Source organism: Kitasatospora sp. NPDC094015, assembly GCF_040304075.1.
Classification (GTDB): domain Bacteria; phylum Actinomycetota; class Actinomycetes; order Streptomycetales; family Streptomycetaceae; genus Kitasatospora.
The window spans coordinates 12,012-28,701 of the sequence record NZ_JBEOUL010000002.1; the positions used below are offsets into that span (position 1 = coordinate 12,012).

Below are 16,690 nucleotides of genomic sequence, written 5' to 3' on the forward strand. Positions count from 1 at the left end.
TTCCCTGGGGGATCAGACTCGTGAGTACCGGACTTGCCGCAACCATGGGGGCCTGGAGCGCCCGGCACAGGAAGACCGCCGTCTTCGGCTGGCTGCTGTTCGTGGTGCTCGCCGCCTATCTCGGCGGCCTGCACGGCAGCACCAAGGTCGAGCAGTCCGAATCGATGCCCGGCGAGGTCGCCCGGGCCGCGAAGATCCTGGACGAGGCCGGCATCGAGCGCCCGGCGGGCGAGGTGGTCCTGGTCCAGAGCGCCGGCAGCACCGCCGACGACCCGGCCTTCCACCGCGTGGTCGACCAGGTCGCCGCCGCCGTCGGCGCCACCGGCCGCACCGCCGACCTGCACGGCCCGTACGAGAGCGGGGCGATCTCGGCGGACCGCCACTCGGCCCTGCTCCAGTTCAGCATCGCCGGCGCCGACGACCTGGCGGTGCAGAACGTGCCCGCCGTGCTGGACGCGGTCGCGAAGGTGCAGGCGGCCCATCCGGAGCTGACCGTCGCGGAGTTCGGCGAGGCCAGCTCGGGCAAGTGGTTCCAGGAGCAGTTCACCGACGACTTCGCCCGGGCCGAGTGGACCGCCGTGCCGCTGGCGCTGGGCATCCTGCTGGTCGCCTTCGGCGCGCTGGTGGCCGCCGTCCTGCCGGTGCTGCTCGCGCTCACCGCCTTCATCGCCGCCGGCGGGCTGGTCGCGCTCAGCAGCGGCCTGCTGCACACGAGCGACGACGCCAGCTCGGTGATGCTGCTGGTCGGCCTCGCCGTCGGCGTCGACTACTGCCTGTTCTACCTGCGCCGCGAGCGCGAGGAGCGGGCCGCCGGACGGCCCGCCGCCGACGCGCTGCGGATCGCCGCCGCCACCTCGGGCCGCGCCGTGCTGGTCTCCGGGGTGACCGTGGTGGTCGCGATGGCCGGCATGTTCCTCACCGGGATCGCCGACTTCCAGGCCATGTCGCTGGCCACCATCATCGTGGTGATCACCGCCGTGCTCGGCTCGCTGACCGTGCTGCCGGCACTGCTCTCGATGCTCGGCGACCGGGTCGACAAGGGCCGGGTGCCGCTGCTGCACCGGCTGCGCACCGCCGACCCGGCCCGCGGCGGCCGGGTGTGGAACGCGGTACTGACCCCCGTGCTGCGCCGCCCGCTGGCGGCCACCCTGCTCTCCGGCGGCCTGCTGCTGGGCCTGGCCGCGCCGCTGCTCACCATGCACACCGCCAACCTGACCTTCCAGCAGCAGCTGCCGGCGGGAAACGCCCTGGTCGCCACCTCGGCCCGGATCGAGGCCGCCTTCCCCGGCAGCCCCTCCCCGGCCACCGTCGTGGTCAAGGCCAGGGACATCGGCTCGCCGGAGATGACCAGGGCGATCGCCGACTTCCGCAGCGCCGCGCTGGCCACCCCGGGGGTGCACGGCCCGATCGAGGTCACCGTGCACCGTGAGCAGAACATCGCCACCATCGACGTCCCGCTCCCGGGCAGCGGCAACGACGCGACCAGCACCGCCGCCCTCGACGCGCTGCGCGAGCGGGTGGTCCCCGGCACCCTCCTCGCGGTGGCCGGCACCGAGGCCCCGGTGACCGGCCAGACCGCCGGCTCGCACGACTTCAACCGGCAGATGTCCGACTCCATGCTGCCGGTGTTCGGCTTCGTGGTGGCCTTCGCCTTCCTGCTGATGCTCACCTCGTTCCGCTCGCTGGGGATCGCGGTCACCGCCGTGGTGCTCAACCTGCTCTCGGTCGGCGCCGCCTACGGGGTTCTCGCGCTGGTCTTCCAGCACGGCGTGGGCGCCTCGCTGCTCGGCACCGCCGGGGTCGGCGCCGTGGAGTCCTGGGTGCCGCTGTTCCTGTTCGTCATCCTGTTCGGGCTGAGCATGGACTACCACGTGTTCGTGGTCTCCCGGATCAAGGAGGCGCACGACCGGGGCCTGTCCACCCGGGCCGCCGTCTCGTACGGCATCCGCAGCACCGCCGGCGTGGTGACCAGCGCGGCCGTGATCATGGTCGGGGTGTTCGCGGTCTTCGGCACCCTGTCGATGCAGTCGATGAAGCAGATGGGCGTCGGCCTCGCGGTCGCGGTGCTGATCGACGCCACGGTGATCCGGGCGGTCCTGCTGCCCGCCGCGATGACCCTGCTGGGCGAGCGCAACTGGTACCTGCCGCGCTGGCTGTCCTGGCTCCCGGACTTCTCGCACGGCGAGCCGGGCGCCCCGCTCCCGCAGGCCCGGCACGCGGCCGACCCGGCCGCCCCCGCGCGGCAGACCGCCGCCCGCTGAACCGCAGGTGGCCGACCGCACCGGGGACGGTCGGCCACCCGCACCGGCCGGGTCCCGCGCGTCGCGCGGGGCCCGGCGCCGTTCGTACCCGGTGACTGCGGCAGGATTGAGCGGCACCAGCCAGAACGGAGCCGCCCGATGACCAGCCCCGCCACAGCCTTCGACGAGGCCCGCGCCCGCACCCTGCTCGCCACCGCCTGCGCCGCCGCCGGCCTGCCCGCGCCCACCCGCGCCGGCCTGCTGGCGCTCGGCGAGAACGCCGTCTTCGACCTCGGTTCCCCCGCCGTGGTCGCCAAGGTCGGCCGGACGCCCGGGCTGACCGGCCGCGCCGTGCGCGAACTGGCGGTGGCCCGCTGGCTGGACGGCCAGGGGGTGCCGGTGGTGCGCCCGTACCTGCCGGAGCCGGTGGACGCCGCCGGGCACCCCGTCACCCTCTGGCACCGGCTGCCGCCCGCCGTCGCCTCCGCCCGCCCGGTCGACCTGGCCCCGCTGCTGCTCGCCCTGCACCGGCTGCCCGCCCCGCCCGTCCCGCTGCGCCCGCGCGACCTGCTGGCCCCGGTCGACCGCTGGCTGGCCGCGGCCGACGGGCACATCGACCCGGCCGACGTCCGCTTCCTGCGCGAACGGCGGGCCGAATTCGCCGCCGCGGTGGGTGAGTTGACACCGCACCTGACCCCGGGCTTCATCCACGGGGACGCGCTGCCGCGCAACGTCCACCTCGGCCCGGACGGCCCCGTGCTGCTGGACCTGGAGTTCGTCGCCGACGACCTGCGCGAGCACGACCTGGTGGTGCTGGCACTCAGTCACGACCGGTACGGCGTCCGCACCGAGGACTACCTCGCCTTCACCGCCGCGTACGGCTGGGACGTCCGCGAGTGGCCCGGCTTCGCCGTGCTGCGCGGCGCCCGGGAGACCGCCAGCGCCGCCTGGGTGGCCCAGCAGGCGGCCGCCTCCCCCGCCGCGCTGGCCGAATTCCGCCGCCGGGTGGACTCGCTGCGGGCCGGCGACCCGAAGGTGCGCTGGTACGCCTTCTGAGGCCCGGACGCGGCCGGGCCCGTTCGAGCCACCGGTACGGCTCGTACGCGCGGGCGGAACCGGGCCGCGAGGGTGGCACGTCCTAGGGCTTGTCCGACCAGTCCTAGCCGGCAGGCGGCCCGCAGCTCGGCGGCCGTGCGACCTCAGGAGTCGTCACCATGCTGCTCCCGCACCACCCGTCACCCCGACCCCGTTCCCCGCAGCGCGGGCGGGTCCTCGCCGCGGCGCTGGCCGTCCTGCTGGCCCCCGCGCTGCTCTGCGGCTGCGGCTCCGGACCCGCCGTGCCCACCGCGCCCCGCGCCGCCGCCCCGCCCACCGCACCGACCCCGGCGAGCACCGGGCCGACCCCGCCCCCTGCCCCCGCACCGGCCGCACCGGCCACCGGGCCCGGCGGCTCGACCACCGCACCGGCGCCCGCCACCACCACCCCCGGCGGGACCCCGGCGGCGACCGCGCCGGCGGCCACGCCCCACACCGGCCGCCCCGACACCCCTCGGCCGACCACCGCCGCACCGGCCACCGGCCGGCCCACCACCCCGGCACCGCCGCCGCCGTCCGCGGCCACCGCGCTGGTCCGCACCACCGCCACCGGCGGGCGCACCGTGGCCCTCACCTTCGACGACGGCCCGGGCCCGGCGACCGGTCAGATCCTGGACCTGCTCGCCCGCTACCACGCCCGCGCGACCTTCTGCCAGATCGGGCCCAACGCCGCCGCCGCCCCGGCGACGGTCCGGCGGATCGTCGCCGAGGGCCACCGGCTGTGCGACCACACGGTGCACCACCCGCAGCCGATGCACACCCTGCCGCACGACCGGCAGGTGGCGGAGATCACCGCGGCCCAGGACATGATCACCACGGCCGCCGGCGGGGCGGGCGGCCCGATCGCCTGGTTCCGGGCGCCGGGCGGGGACTTCACCGCCGAGAACGAGCAGATCGCCGCCGAGCACGGGATGCGCTCGCTCTCCTGGTCGGTCGACCCGCGCGACTGGGCCAGGCCGGGCGCGGCCGCGATCGTCGCCGCCGTCCAGCGCGGCCTGCGCCCCGGCGCCGTGGTGCTGCTGCACGACGGCGGCGGCGACCGCAGCCAGACCGTCGCGGCGCTGCGGCAGCTGCTGCCCTGGCTGGTCGCGCAGGGCTACGGCTTCGACCTCCCCGCCCGCTAGGGCTCAGCGCAGCGGCCAGCGGCCGTCCACCACCGCCTCCGGCTCCTTGCCCTGCCGCAGCCACGACTGCAGCCCCTCGGCCCAGGCGCGGTACCAGTCGATCTGGCGGTCGTGCAGCTGCTCCGGCGTCAGCTCCCCGGCCTGCGCCGGGTAGCGCTCGCCGAGCGCGACCGCGACCCGGACCGCGGCCAGCGCGTCGCTGCCGGCCTGGTGGGCGTCGGCCAGCTCCACCCCGTACACCTCGCAGACCCGCTGCAGGGCGCGCGAGCCCTTGCGGTACTTGTCGACCGTGCGGTCGATCACCAGGGCGTCGAGCACCGGGCCGACCGGGCCGCCGAGCCGCTCGGCCAGCGTCGGCAGCCCGTGCCGGCGCAGCTCGGCGTCGAGCAGCGAGAGGTCGAACGGCGCGTTGAAGACCACCACCGGTCGCCCGGCCAGCAGCCGGGTGCACAGCGCCCGGGCTATCTCCTCGACGCCCTCGGCGGCCGGGCCGCCGTGGGTGCGCGCGTACTCGTCGGCTATGCCGTGCACCGCGGTCGCCTCGGCCGGCACCGGCACCCCCGGGTCCAGCAGCCAGCCCGTGGTGGCCTCCACCCGGCCGCCCTCGGTGTCCACCAGGGCGGCCGTGACGATCCGGGACTCGGCCGGATCGGTGCCCGTGGTCTCCAGGTCGAACCCGACCAGCGGCCCCTTCCACCAGCTCATGCGGCACGTCCTTCCGTCAGTCCTGCCGTGAACGGGCTCCATCATCGCCTGCGCCAGTGACAAGCCCGCCGCCGGGACCTCGGCCGGGACCCAGACCGGGGCCGATCAGGTGAGCCGCCGGGCGCGCTCTGCGGCGGGGATGGTTCGCCTTCGTAGCGTGGCCGCTCAGGGCCGCGCCGGCGCACGGGACCCCGTGCGGGCAGCCGGGCGGCCGACGAAGGGAGCTCGCCCGATGCCACGTAAGGTCCTGCGCCCGCTGCTGCCGGCAGCCGCGCTCGTGCTCACCGCCGCGCTCGGCCCGGCCGCCGCGGCCGCCGCCGCACCGGCCGCCGAGGACGCCCCGCGCTGCGGCGCGGCCGAACTGTCCCGGCTGGACGGCCTGAAGTCCGACCTGGACGCCCGGGCCGAAGCCGGCACGGCCGGGCGGGCCCAGTACTGGTACGTCGATCCGCAGGCCTGCCGGCTGGCCGTCACCGTGCTGCCGGACAACGGCGACGGGCGGACCGAGGACTTCGTCGGGGCCGCGCTGGCGACCCCGGGTCTGACCCAGCTCACCGAGGTGGCGGAGCCGGTGGGCCGCCGGATCGCGCTGGCGCCGGCCACCGCCGGGCAGGTGGTGCGGGCGCCGGGCACCCTGCACGGCGGCAGCGCGATCTACAGCGGAACCTCCGGGCTGGTCTACCGCTGCACCAACGGCTTCAACAACTACCGCCCGGGCACCACCACCACCGCCGGCCACTGCGGCCACGCCGCCAAGACCTGGTACGACGCCGGGGGCAACCGGCTCGGCACGGTCACCGACTGGCGCTACCCGGGCGCGGACTGGTCGGTCATCACGCCGGTGAGCGGCTGGACGCTGCCGGACTACGTGCTCGGCGCGGCGAAGCCGATCTCCGGCTTCGGGAAGGCGGCGCTGGGCGAGGCGGTGTGCGGGCGGGGCTCCACCAGCGGCACCAGCTGCGGCCAGGTCACCGCGCTGAACGTGACGGTGAACTACCCCGACGGGGTGGTCCGCGGGCTGGTGCGCAGCAGCCAGAGCGGCGGCGAGGGCGACTCGGGCGGGCCGGTCTACGACGGCGCCACCGGGCTGGGCCTGATCAGCGGCGGCGCCTCCAGCGGTTCGCCGACCTTCTTCCAGCCGCTGAACTTCTGAGCCCGGCGGGGGCGGGCCCGCGGGCCCGCCCCCTCGGTGCAGGCCCGCGGTCCGGTGCAGGCCAGCGGTCCGGTGCAGGCCAGCGGTCCGGCCCCCGCCCCGGCGGGTCGGGTCAGCCGGCCGCCAGCAGGCCCCGGCCGAGCCAGTCCGACCCGTCCTGCACGCCGGGCAGCACGAAGAAGTAGCCGCCCCCGGTGGGCACCGTGAAGTCCGCCAGCCGCTCCCCCGCCAGCCGCAGCTGCACGGCCTCGAACTGCCGCACCACGTCCTGCTGGTAGCAGCAGAACAGCAGGCCGAGGTCGAGCCGCCCGTCCGGGTCGATCCCGCGGTCGAAGTTGTAGCCGCGGCGCAGGATCCGGCTGTCGGCGCTCTGCGGGGTGTGCGGGTTCGCCCGCTGGATGTGCGCGTCGGGCGGGATCACCTCCAGCGGCGCGCCGCTGTCCTTGCGGCGGCCGATGACCCGTTCCTGGTCGATGGCCGGCACCCGGTCCCAGGCCTCGCCGAGCATCTGGACCACCCGGAGCACCTGGTAGCTGCCGCCGGTCGCCCAGGCCGGCTCACCGCCGTCCGGCCGGACCCACACCAGGCGGTCCATCTCGCGGTCGGAGGCGGTGTCGGGGTTGGCGATGCCGTCCTTGAAGCCCATCAGGTTGCGCTGGGCGCCGTCCGGTCGGGGCCGGTTCTGGAAGCCGTCCACCCGCCAGCGCAGTTCGAGCGCGCCGTCGGCGTGCGCCAGCAGGTCGCGCAGCGCGTGCAGGACGGTGTCCCGGCTGTCGGCGCACAGCTGCAGGGACAGGTCGCCGTGCGCGTCGCCGGGCCGCATCCGGTCCTCGGGGAAGGCCCGCATCGCGGTCAGCCGCAGGGGCTTGGCGGCGGCCAGGCCGTAGCGGTCGTCGAACAGCGAGGCGCCGACGCCGACCGTCACGGTGAGGTTGTCCGCGGGCACGACCGGCCCGAGCATCCCGTTGTCGGCGTCCGCCTCGGCCGGGGTGCCGCCGGTGGTGAGGAAGGCGATCCGCGCGGTCAGGGTGCGCAGCAGGCGTTCCAGCGCGTCCCGGTCCGGGGCGTGCACGTTGCAGGCGGCGAAGACCGCGTACGGCTGGGCCGGGGTGGTGACGCCGGCCTGGTGCGGGCCGAGGAACGGCACCTGGCCGGCCGCGGCCGCGGCGGTGGGCAGGCCGACGGCGGGCAGGGCGAGCGCACCGGTGGCGAGGGCGGCGGTCCTGAGCAGGCTGCGGCGGGCCGGGCCGCCCTCGACGGCGGGCTGACTGGTCATCGGACGGGCTCCAGGTGGCGGGGGTGCGGGGCGCGGCCGTCCGTACGGGCCGGAACGATCCGCTCACCTGTTTGCTATCCGGGGCGGTGACCGGCGGCAACTCGGCGCTGCGCCGCCCGGCCGAGTACCGCCCGGCCCCTGCGGCGGGTGGCCGCCGCGGTCAGGACACCGCCCGGGAGTCCGCCCAGACCCCCTCGAACTCCTCGCGGTAGACCTCCAGCAGCCCCGGCTCGGTGCCGCCCGGCTCCTGCCCGGCCCCGCCGCGCAGCACCAGCGCGGGCGACTCGATGCCGCGGGCCCGGCGCAGGTAGGGCTGGATCACGCCGAGGTCGGTCGACCGGCGCCGCCCGCCGGGGCCGGCCGTGCGCGGCCCCTCCACCAGGTAGGCGGTGAACCGGGGCATCTCGTCGAACACCCGGATCTCGAAGCCGCCCTGGTCGCGCAGCCGGGTGCGGACCCGGCGCACGTGCATGATGTTCATCTCGATCGAGCGGGACAGCTCGCCGCGCCCGATCCCGAGCTCGCGCTCGCGGCGCCGGACGGCGCTGGAGGCGGGGTTGAGGAACAGCAGCCGCACCCGGCAGCCCTCGGCGGCGAGGCGCACCAGCCGCTTGCCGGTGTAATTCTGGCACAGCATGCCGAGGCCGATGCCGACCGCGTCCAGCCGGCGGGCGCCCTCCAGCAGGTCCTCGACCGGCAGCTCGCGCTGCAGCCCGACCCGGTCGGCGTGCACCGCGACCACGTCCGCGTAGCGGCCGGCCACCAGCTCCTCGACCACGTCGGCCGGCACCCCGCCGTGGCCGCCGTCCAGCAGCGCGAGCAGCCGGGCGGCGGCCCGCTCGGTCTGGTCCAGAACGGTCTGCGACAGGCTGCGGTTGCGGGAGACCACGTGCCGGGCGACCTCCAGCTCGTCCAGCGCCAGCTCCACCTCGCGGCGCTCCACCAGGTACGGCTCGAAGCAGGGCCAGTGCTGCACCATCAGCTCGCGCAGCTGGGGCAGCGTGAGGAAGACCAGCGGGTCGTCGTCGGCCGGGTCCAGCAGGTAGCCCTTGCGGCGGCTGACCTCGCGGACGGCGGCGGCCCGGTGCACCCACTCCTCGCCGGCCGGCCCGGCGGCGGCCGTCACCCAGTCCTCGCCGTGCGCGGGGGCGTAGAGCGGGCGCAGCACCTCGTCGACCAGGTCGCGCATCCGCTGCTCGACCAGGTTGAGCCAGACGTAGGCCCGGCCGGCCAGCCGGACCCTGCGGTAGGCGGTGTCCCAGGCGCCGGCCGTCCAGGCCATCAGCGGGCCGTCGACCGGGCCGGCCTGGCCCGGGACGGTGCCGCGGGCGCCGCCGCCACCGCCACCGCCGGAAGGCCGCATCACCAGCGTCGGCGCCTCGCTGCGCCGGGGCCCCTGCTCGGGCCCGCCCTGGCCGTCGGCGGGGAACCCCATGCGCTACCTCACCTCCCGGCCTTCCACTCACCGGGGGTGACGGGCCGTCCACTGACACGGACTCAACCGTGGCGCCCCGGGGCGCTCCCGGGCCGGCACGCGGTCCGGTGGCGTGCCGGACGATCAAGGGTACTGCCCCGGTCGCGCGGGGCGCAGCCGGTTGGCGGCACGACGATCCGATCCGCGACCCGTCGAGACGGGCCGCGACACCGCGACTTTCGGCCAACGGACACCCGTTCGGGCGAACAAGTGGTGAATGGGTTCGGTCTGCGGGCAGCCGTTGGGGAGTATGCGACATGTGCCGTGCGTCACGGTACGGACGGGTGGTACATGCCGCGGGGCTCCGCCGGGAACACCGCTGTGAGCGCCAGTTGCCGTTCGCTAGACGGAAGTTGAGGACATATGCAGGTCTGGCCAGGACAGCCGTACCCGCTCGGCGCCACCTATGACGGAGCGGGCACCAACTTCGCGGTGTTCTCCGAGAGTGCCGACCGGATCGAGCTGTGCCTGATCGCGGAGGACGGCTCGGAGACGGCGATCGAGCTGCGCGAGACGGACGCCTTCGTGCGGCACGCCTACCTGCCCGGCGTCCAGCCGGGCCAGCGGTACGGCTTCCGGGTGCACGGCCCGCACAACCCGGGCCTGGGCCAGCGGCACAACAGCGCCAAGCTGCTGCTGGACCCGTACGCCAAGGCGATGAGCGGGACGATCGACTGGGACGAGTCGGTCTACGGGTACCACTTCGGCGCCCCGGAGCGGCGCAACGACCTGGACTCCGCCCCGCACACCATGCACTCGGTGGTGATCAACCCGTACTTCGACTGGGGCACCGACCGGCCGCCGCGCACCGACTACCACCGCACCGTGCTGTACGAGGCGCACGTGAAGGGCCTGACCAGGCTGCACCCGGGCATCCCGGAGGAGATCCGGGGCAGTTACGCGGCGCTGGCCCACCCGGCGGTGATCGAGCACCTGGCCAAGCTGGGCGTCACCGCGATCGAGCTGATGCCGGTGCACCAGTTCGTCCGCGACCACCGGCTGCGCGACCTGGGCCTGTCCAACTACTGGGGCTACAACACCGTCGGCTTCTTCGCGCCGCACTCCTCCTACTCCTCCACCGGTGACCGGGGGCAGCAGGTCCAGGAGTTCAAGTCGATGGTGAAGGCGCTGCACGCGGCCGGCATCGAGGTGATCCTCGACGTGGTCTACAACCACACCGCCGAGGGCAACCACCTGGGCCCCACGCTCTCCTTCCGCGGCCTGGACAACGCCTCGTACTACCGGCTCGCCAAGGACCAGCGCTTCTACGAGGACACCACCGGCACCGGCAACAGCCTGCTGATGCGCAGCCCGCACGTGCTCCAGATGATCATGGATTCGCTGCGCTACTGGGTCACCGAGATGCACGTGGACGGCTTCCGCTTCGACCTCGCGGCCACCCTGGCCCGCCAGTTCCACGAGGTCGACCGGCTGTCCTCGTTCTTCGACCTGGTCCAGCAGGACCCGGTGGTCTCCCAGGCCAAGCTGATCGCCGAGCCGTGGGACCTGGGCGAGGGCGGCTACCAGGTCGGCAACTTCCCCCCGCTGTGGACGGAGTGGAACGGCATGTACCGCGACACCGTCCGCGACCTGTGGCGCGGCGAGACCGCCACCTTGGCCGAATTCGGCTCCCGGCTGACCGGCTCCTCCGACCTCTACCAGGACGACGGCCGCCGCCCGATCGCCTCGATCAACTTCGTCACCTGCCACGACGGTTTCACCCTGCGCGACCTGGTCTCGTACAACGACAAGCACAACGAGGCCAACCACGAGGACAGCCGGGACGGCGAGTCCTTCAACCGGTCCTGGAACTGCGGCGCCGAGGGCGAGACCGAGGACCGCGGGGTGCTCGACCTCAGATCCCGCCAGCAGCGCAACTTCATCGCCACCCTGATGCTGTCCCAGGGCGTGCCGATGCTCTCGCACGGCGACGAGCTCGGCCGCACCCAGCGCGGCAACAACAACGCCTACTGCCAGGACAACGAGCTCACCTGGGTGCACTGGCCGAGCGGCGAGGGCCCGCAGGCGGAGCTGCTGGAGTTCACCCAGGGCATGATCTGGCTCCGCCGCGACCACCCGGTCTTCCGGCGCCGCCGGTTCTTCCACGGCCGCCCGGTCTCCGGCACCCACGACGACCTCACCGACATCGCCTGGTTCACCCCCGCGGGCGAGGAGATGACCAAGCAGGACTGGTCGACCAGCTACGCCAAGTCGCTCACCGTCTTCCTGAACGGGAACGCGATCTCCGAACCCGACCGGCGCGGCGGCAAGATCGTCGACGACTCGTTCCTGCTGCTCTTCAACGCCAGCTCCGAGCAGCTGGAGTTCACCGTCCCGGCCGACCACGGCGAGGCCTGGCAGGTGGTGGTCGACACCAGCCTGCCGGTCCTGCCCGCCCCCGGCACCGGCACCCGGGTCAAGGCCGGCGACACGGTCTGGCTCACCGACCGCTCGCTGCTGGTGCTGCAACGGCCCGCCTGAGCCGCCGCCCGGCCCGCACTGCGCCATTCGTACCAGGACGGAGGTAGCCCGCCCCCGGCGCGGGTAGGCATGACCGCATGACCTCAGCCGCCGCCCGACCGCCGACGGCCAGCTACCGGCTCCAGCTCCAGCCCGGCTTCACGCTGCACGACGCCGCGCGCGCGGTGCCCTACCTGGCCGCGCTCGGCGTCTCGCACCTGCACCTGTCCCCCCTGCTGGAGGCCGTCCCCGGCTCCACGCACGGGTACGACACGGTGGACCACGGCCGGATCAGCGAGCAGCTCGGCGGCGAGCGGGCGCTGCGCGCGCTCGCCGCCGAGGCCCGCCGGCACGGGCTCGGCCTGATCGCCGACGTGGTGCCCAACCACATGGCGCTGCCCGTCCCCGAGCAGCTCAACCAGCCGCTGTGGCAGGTGCTCCGGGACGGCCCGGACTCCCCGTACGCGCCCTGGTTCGACATCGACTGGGCCGCCCAGCCCGGCCCCGCCGACGCCCCCGGGCGCGGGCGGCTGCTGCTCCCGCTGCTCGGCGACCGGCTCGGCGCCGTGCTCGACCAGCTCACCGTCGACGGGGACGTGCTGCGCTACCACGACCACGCCTTCCCGCTGCGCCCCGGCACCGGGCACCTGCCGCTGCCCGAGCTGCTGGCCCGCCAGTGGTACCGGCTGGCCTGGTGGCAGCTGGCCTCCGAGGAGCTGAACTACCGCCGGTTCTTCACCGTCAACGAGCTGATCGCGGTCCGGATGGAGGTGCCCGAGGTCTTCGAGGCGACCCACCGCACCCTGCTGCGGCTGCACGCCGAGGGCGTCCTGGACGGCTTCCGGATCGACCACCCGGACGGACTCGCGGACCCGCGCGGCTACCTGCGGCAGCTCGCGGCGGCCACCGGCGGCGCGTACACGGTGGTGGAGAAGATCCTCACCGGCGAGGAGCGGCTGCCCGCCGACTGGCCGTGCGCCGGCACCACCGGCTACGACGCGCTGCGCCGGATCGACGGAGTGCTGATCGACCACGCCGGCGCCGAGCGGCTCACCACGAGCTACCAGCGGGACGTCGCGGACCCGAGCGGCGCCGCCGAGGCCGGCCGGCTGGCCCGTGCCGAGCTGACCGCGCCGGACGGCGAACTGGCCGCCGAGGTCGAGCGGTTGGTGCGCCTGGCCGGCCGGATCTGCGCCGCCGAACCGGCCCTCGCCGACCACGGCCCGGGCGCGCTGCGCCGGGCGCTCGGGGCGGTGCTGGCCGCCTACCCGGTGTACCGGCCGTACGTGGTGCCGGGCGAGCCGGCGCCGGCCGCCGCGGTCGCCGAGTTCGAGGCGGTCCGCGAGGCCGGCGCACTCGCCGGCCCGACCGCCGACCTGGTGCGCGACCTGACGCTCGGCCGGCTCGGCCGCAGCCCGGAGAAGGACGAGTTCTGCGCCCGGTTCGCGCAGACCGCCTCGGCCGTCGCCGCCAAGGGCGTGGAGGACACCGCGTTCTACCGCTGGACGGCGCTGCTCGGGCTGAACGAGGTCGGCGGCGACCCCGGCCGCCCGGGGGTGCGGCCGGACGCGTTCCACCGCTGGTGCGCCGAGCTGGACCGGGCCTGGCCCGGCACCATGACGGCGCTGTCCACCCACGACACCAAGCGCAGCGCGGACGCCCGGGCCCGGCTGGCGGTGCTCACCGAGCTGCCGGAGATGTGGGCCGCCGAGTGCGCCGCCTGGACCACCGCCTCCGGTGCCTGCCCGGACCGGCCGAGCGCCTGGCTGCTCTGGCAGACCCTGGTCGCGGCCTGGCCGATCAGCCCCGAGCGGCTCGCCGGGGTGGTGCTCAAGTCGGCCCGCGAGGCCAAGCTGCACACCTCCTGGACGGCGCCCGACGAGCAGTTCGAGCGCCGGCTCGACCGGTACGCCCGGGACGTGCTCACCAACGTCGGGCTGGCCCCCCGGATCGAGGGCCTGATCGCGCTGCTCGCCCCGTTCGCCCGCAGCAACAGCCTCTCGGCGGCGCTGCTGCACCTGACCGTGCCGGGCGTGCCCGACCTCTACCAGGGCAGCGAGGAGCCGCTGTACACCCTGGTCGACCCGGACAACCGGGCCCCGGTCGACCTGGGCGCGCTGGCCGTCCGGCTGACCGACTCGCCGGCCGACCGGTCCGGCGACCTGGCCCGCGAGAAGCTGCACCTGACCACCACCGCGCTGCACCTGCGCCGCACCCACCCGTTCGGCTCCTACCGCCCGATCGCGGCGAGCGGCCCGGCCGCCGAGCACCTGCTCGCCTTCGGGCGCGGCGAATCGGTGGTTCCGGTGGCCACCCGACTCCCGTACGGGCTGCGCCGGCGCGGCGGCTGGGGCGGCACGGTGCTGGAACTGCCGCCCGGGCGGTGGACCGACGAACTGACCGGACGGCACTTCACGGGTGGGGAGACCTCGGTGGCCGATCTGTTGGAACACCTGCCGGTGGCGCTGCTGACCAGCGGGCGGCGGCCGTGACCGGGTACCGGGTGTGGGCGCCCGCGGCCGGCCGGGTCGAGGTGGAGGTGGCGGGCACGGCGCACCCGATGCGCCCGGACGCCGACCGGCCCGGCTGGTGGTGCGGCGAGGCACCCGCCGGACCGTACGGCTTCCGGCTGGACGGCGGCCCGGCGCTGCCGGACCCGCGCTCGCCGCGCCAGCCGGACGGGCCCGGCGGGCCGAGCCTGGCGGTCGACCACGCGGCCTTCGCCTGGTCCGACACCCCCTGGTCGGGCCGGGCGCTGCCGGGGTCGGTGCTGTACGAGCTGCACGTGGGGACCTTCACCCCGGCCGGGACCTTCGAAGCCGCTGCCGAGCGGCTCGACCACCTGGTCGCGCTCGGCGTGGACCTCGTCGAGCTGATGCCGGTCTGCCCGTTCCCCGGCCGGTACGGCTGGGGCTACGACGGGGTCTCGCTCTGGGCGGTGCACGAGCCGTACGGCGGCCCGGACGGGCTGAAGCGGTTCGTCGACGCGGCCCACCGCAAGGGGCTGGGCGTGGTGCTGGACGTGGTGCACAACCACCTGGGCCCGTCCGGCAACCACCTGCCCGCCTTCGGCCCCTACTTCACCGACCGCCACCACACCCCGTGGGGGGCGGCGGTCAACCTGGACGCGCCCGGCTCGGACGAGGTCCGCGGCTACCTGATCGGCAGCGCGCTGGCCTGGCTGCGGGACTACCGGATCGACGGGCTGCGGCTGGACGCGGTGCACGCGCTGGCCGACGACCGGGCGCTGCCGTTCCTGGAGGAGCTGGCCGGCGAGGTGGACCGGCTGGCCGCCGCCACCGGCCGCCCGCTGTTCCTGATCGGCGAGTCCGACCTGAACGACCCGCGCACCACCAACCCCCGGCAGGCCGGCGGGCTCGGGCTCGCCGCCCAGTGGAGCGACGACTTCCACCACGCCCTGCACGCCCTGCTCACCGGCGAGTCCCAGGGCTACTACGGGGACTTCGCCGAGGACCCGTACGCGGCCGTCGCCAAGACGCTGACCGGCGGCTTCTTCCACGACGGCAGCTGGTCCTCGTTCCGCGGCCGGCGGCACGGCCGCCCGTTCCCGGCCGGGTACGGGCACCGGCTGCTGGGCTACCTGCAGACCCACGACCAGGTCGGCAACCGCGCCACCGGCGACCGGCTCGCCGCCACCCTCCCGCCGGGCCGGCTGGCCGCCGGGGCCGCGCTGGTGCTGACCTCGCCGTTCACCCCGATGCTCTTCATGGGCGAGGAGTGGGGCGCCGGCACGCCCTGGCAGTACTTCACCGACCACACCGACCCGCAGCTGGCCGAGGCGGTCCGGCAGGGCCGGCGGCGGGAGTTCGCCGAGCACGGCTGGGCCGCCGAGGACGTCCCCGACCCGCAGGCCCGCTCCACGGTGCTCGGCTCGGTGCTGGACTGGTCCGAGCCCGCGCTGCCCTCGCACGCCGAACTCCTCGACTGGTACCGGACGTTGATCCGGCTGCGGCGCTCCTGCCCGGAGCTGATGGACCAGGACCTGGCGGGCGTCGCGGTCCGCCACGACCGGGAGCGGGGCTGGCTGGTGGTGCACCGCGGCCCGTACCGGGTCGCGGTCCGGATCGGCGGCACCGGGTCCGTGGCAGTGCCGCTGGAGTACCCGGACGCCCGGGTGCTGGCCGCCTTCGGCGAGGCGGCCCCCGGCCCCGGCGGCGAACTGCTGCTCGGGCCGGACGCGGTGGCGGTGCTCGGCCCCGCCTAGACGTCGCCGAGGAAGGCGGTGATCCGCTGCCGCAGGCCCGCCGCGTCCAGGCCGTAGGCCGCCAGGTGCTCCGGGATCGAGCCGTAGTGGCGGTGCTCGGCGCGCGGCACGCCGAGGCCGAGCACCCGGTGCGGCAGGTCGGCGAGGGCGTCGTGCGCAGGGTTGGCGGAGGTCCCGGCCAGGTACGGCTCGACCAGCACCACGTCCGGGCGCCCGCCGAGCGCCGCCCGCAGGCCCGCCGCGTCGAACGGCCGCACGGTGGCCGCGTACAGCACCGCGACGTCCAGGCCCTCGGTCGCGTCGAGCACCGCGTCCAGCATCGGGCCGACCGCCAGCACCGCGCCTCGGCTGCCGGCGCGCACCGGCAGGAAGCGGCCCGGCTCGACCGGGCGGGCCTCCCGGTTGGCGTGCACCGAGAGCCGCACGTACTGCAGGCTGTCGCCGGCCGCGGTGGCGTGCCGCAGCAGCGCCTCCGCCTCGTCCGGGTGGCCGGGCACGTGCACGCTCCAGCCGGGCAGGGTGTCCAACAGCGCCACGTCGCCCGGCGCCATGTGGGTGCGGCCGCCGGCCGGCCAGTCGTACGAACCGGAGGCGCTCACCAGCACCGCGCCGACGCCCTGGTGGCCGAGGTCCAGCTTGACCTGCTCGAAGGGACGCTCGATCAGGAAGCTGGCGAAGGTGTGCGCGATCGGCCGCAGCCCCGTCAGGGCGAGACCGCCGGCGGCGCCGATCAGCAGTTGCTCCCGGATGCCGACGTTGACCACCCGGTCGGGGTGGCGCACGGCGGCGTCCGCGAAGCCGGCCGCGCTGATGTCCGCCAGCACCACCGCCAGCCGCGGATCGGCGTCGAGCAGCTCGGCGGTGATGTCGATGAAGCGGTCGCGCATGGTGTCCATCGGGGTTCCTCTGCGGTGCGAAGGCGGTTCGTGTGACGGCGG

11 protein-coding genes are annotated in these 16,690 nt (G+C 75.5%); 7 read left to right on the forward strand and 4 right to left on the reverse strand.

The window, feature by feature from the left end:
- Window positions 1–44 precede the first annotated feature (44 nt).
- The 3 genes from ABT014_RS02390 (at window position 45) to ABT014_RS02400 (ending at window position 4,459) form a co-directional block, all read left to right on the forward strand.
- Complete coding sequence (locus tag ABT014_RS02390; RefSeq protein WP_350636879.1) at window positions 45–2,261, forward strand: MMPL family transporter; 2,217 nt, start codon at window positions 45–47, stop codon at window positions 2,259–2,261.
- Window positions 2,262–2,399: 138 nt separating this feature from the next.
- On the forward strand, window positions 2,400–3,296 hold the full coding sequence (locus tag ABT014_RS02395) for a phosphotransferase enzyme family protein (RefSeq protein WP_350636055.1): 897 nt from the start codon (window positions 2,400–2,402) through the stop codon (window positions 3,294–3,296).
- A 158-nt stretch (window positions 3,297–3,454) separates the two neighbouring features.
- On the forward strand, window positions 3,455–4,459 hold the full coding sequence (locus ABT014_RS02400; protein WP_350636058.1) for a polysaccharide deacetylase family protein: 1,005 nt from the start codon (window positions 3,455–3,457) through the stop codon (window positions 4,457–4,459).
- A gap of 3 nt (window positions 4,460–4,462) precedes the next feature.
- On the opposite strand, the gene ABT014_RS02405 is transcribed toward ABT014_RS02400, so the two are convergent.
- Complete coding sequence (locus ABT014_RS02405; RefSeq protein WP_350636061.1) at window positions 4,463–5,164, reverse strand: exonuclease domain-containing protein; 702 nt, start codon at window positions 5,162–5,164, stop codon at window positions 4,463–4,465.
- 232 nt (window positions 5,165–5,396) lie between these two features.
- On the opposite strand from ABT014_RS02405, the gene ABT014_RS02410 reads away from it, so the two are divergent.
- Window positions 5,397–6,317 carry a S1 family peptidase gene (locus tag ABT014_RS02410; RefSeq protein ID WP_350636064.1) on the forward strand — a complete coding sequence of 307 codons (921 nt, stop codon included), beginning with the start codon at window positions 5,397–5,399 and terminating at the stop codon, window positions 6,315–6,317.
- A 112-nt stretch (window positions 6,318–6,429) separates the two neighbouring features.
- Here ABT014_RS02410 and ABT014_RS02415 read toward each other — a convergent pair whose 3' ends face one another.
- Window positions 6,430–7,593, reverse strand: a complete 1,164-nt coding sequence (locus ABT014_RS02415; protein ID WP_350636067.1) for a Dyp-type peroxidase — start codon at window positions 7,591–7,593, stop codon at window positions 6,430–6,432.
- 160 nt (window positions 7,594–7,753) lie between these two features.
- A complete protein-coding gene (locus tag ABT014_RS02420; RefSeq protein WP_502894811.1) occupies window positions 7,754–9,028 on the reverse strand; it encodes a DUF5919 domain-containing protein in 1,275 nt (424 codons plus the stop codon).
- 402 nt (window positions 9,029–9,430) lie between these two features.
- Between ABT014_RS02420 and glgX the strand changes: the two genes are divergently transcribed.
- The 3 genes from glgX (at window position 9,431) to treZ (ending at window position 15,752) form a co-directional block, all read left to right on the forward strand.
- The gene (gene glgX / locus ABT014_RS02425; protein ID WP_350636070.1) at window positions 9,431–11,548 is read left to right on the forward strand and encodes a glycogen debranching protein GlgX; all 2,118 of its coding nucleotides are present in this window, start codon (window positions 9,431–9,433) and stop codon (window positions 11,546–11,548) included.
- 77 nt (window positions 11,549–11,625) lie between these two features.
- Window positions 11,626–14,019, forward strand: coding sequence for a malto-oligosyltrehalose synthase (gene treY / locus ABT014_RS02430; RefSeq protein ID WP_350636073.1), 2,394 nt, complete (start codon window positions 11,626–11,628; stop codon window positions 14,017–14,019).
- Window positions 14,016–15,752 (forward strand): malto-oligosyltrehalose trehalohydrolase, encoded by a 1,737-nt coding sequence (treZ, locus tag ABT014_RS02435; RefSeq protein WP_350636076.1) that lies wholly within the window; start codon window positions 14,016–14,018, stop codon window positions 15,750–15,752. The genes treY and treZ overlap by 4 nt, the downstream gene beginning before the upstream one ends.
- On the opposite strand, the gene ABT014_RS02440 is transcribed toward treZ, so the two are convergent.
- Window positions 15,749–16,648 carry a transketolase family protein gene (locus ABT014_RS02440; protein ID WP_350636079.1) on the reverse strand — a complete coding sequence of 300 codons (900 nt, stop codon included), beginning with the start codon at window positions 16,646–16,648 and terminating at the stop codon, window positions 15,749–15,751. The two genes, treZ and ABT014_RS02440, sit on opposite strands and share 4 nt — an antisense overlap.
- Between the last annotated feature and the right edge of the window lie 42 nt (window positions 16,649–16,690).

Excerpts from the sequence above, each read along its gene's own strand:
- ABT014_RS02415 (WP_350636067.1), bottom strand. The coding sequence starts at position 7,593 with ATGACCAGTCAGCCCGCCGTCGAGGGCGGCCCGGCCCGCCGCAGCCTG.
- ABT014_RS02390 (WP_350636879.1), top strand. The coding sequence starts at position 45 with ATGGGGGCCTGGAGCGCCCGGCACAGGAAGACCGCCGTCTTCGGCTGG.
- ABT014_RS02405 (WP_350636061.1), bottom strand. The coding sequence starts at position 5,164 with ATGAGCTGGTGGAAGGGGCCGCTGGTCGGGTTCGACCTGGAGACCACG.
- ABT014_RS02395 (WP_350636055.1), top strand. The coding sequence starts at position 2,400 with ATGACCAGCCCCGCCACAGCCTTCGACGAGGCCCGCGCCCGCACCCTG.
- ABT014_RS02410 (WP_350636064.1), top strand. The coding sequence starts at position 5,397 with ATGCCACGTAAGGTCCTGCGCCCGCTGCTGCCGGCAGCCGCGCTCGTG.
- glgX (WP_350636070.1), top strand. The coding sequence starts at position 9,431 with ATGCAGGTCTGGCCAGGACAGCCGTACCCGCTCGGCGCCACCTATGAC.
- ABT014_RS02440 (WP_350636079.1), bottom strand. The coding sequence starts at position 16,648 with ATGGACACCATGCGCGACCGCTTCATCGACATCACCGCCGAGCTGCTC.
- treY (WP_350636073.1), top strand. The coding sequence starts at position 11,626 with ATGACCTCAGCCGCCGCCCGACCGCCGACGGCCAGCTACCGGCTCCAG.
- ABT014_RS02420 (WP_502894811.1), bottom strand. The coding sequence starts at position 9,028 with ATGGGGTTCCCCGCCGACGGCCAGGGCGGGCCCGAGCAGGGGCCCCGG.
- ABT014_RS02400 (WP_350636058.1), top strand. The coding sequence starts at position 3,455 with ATGCTGCTCCCGCACCACCCGTCACCCCGACCCCGTTCCCCGCAGCGC.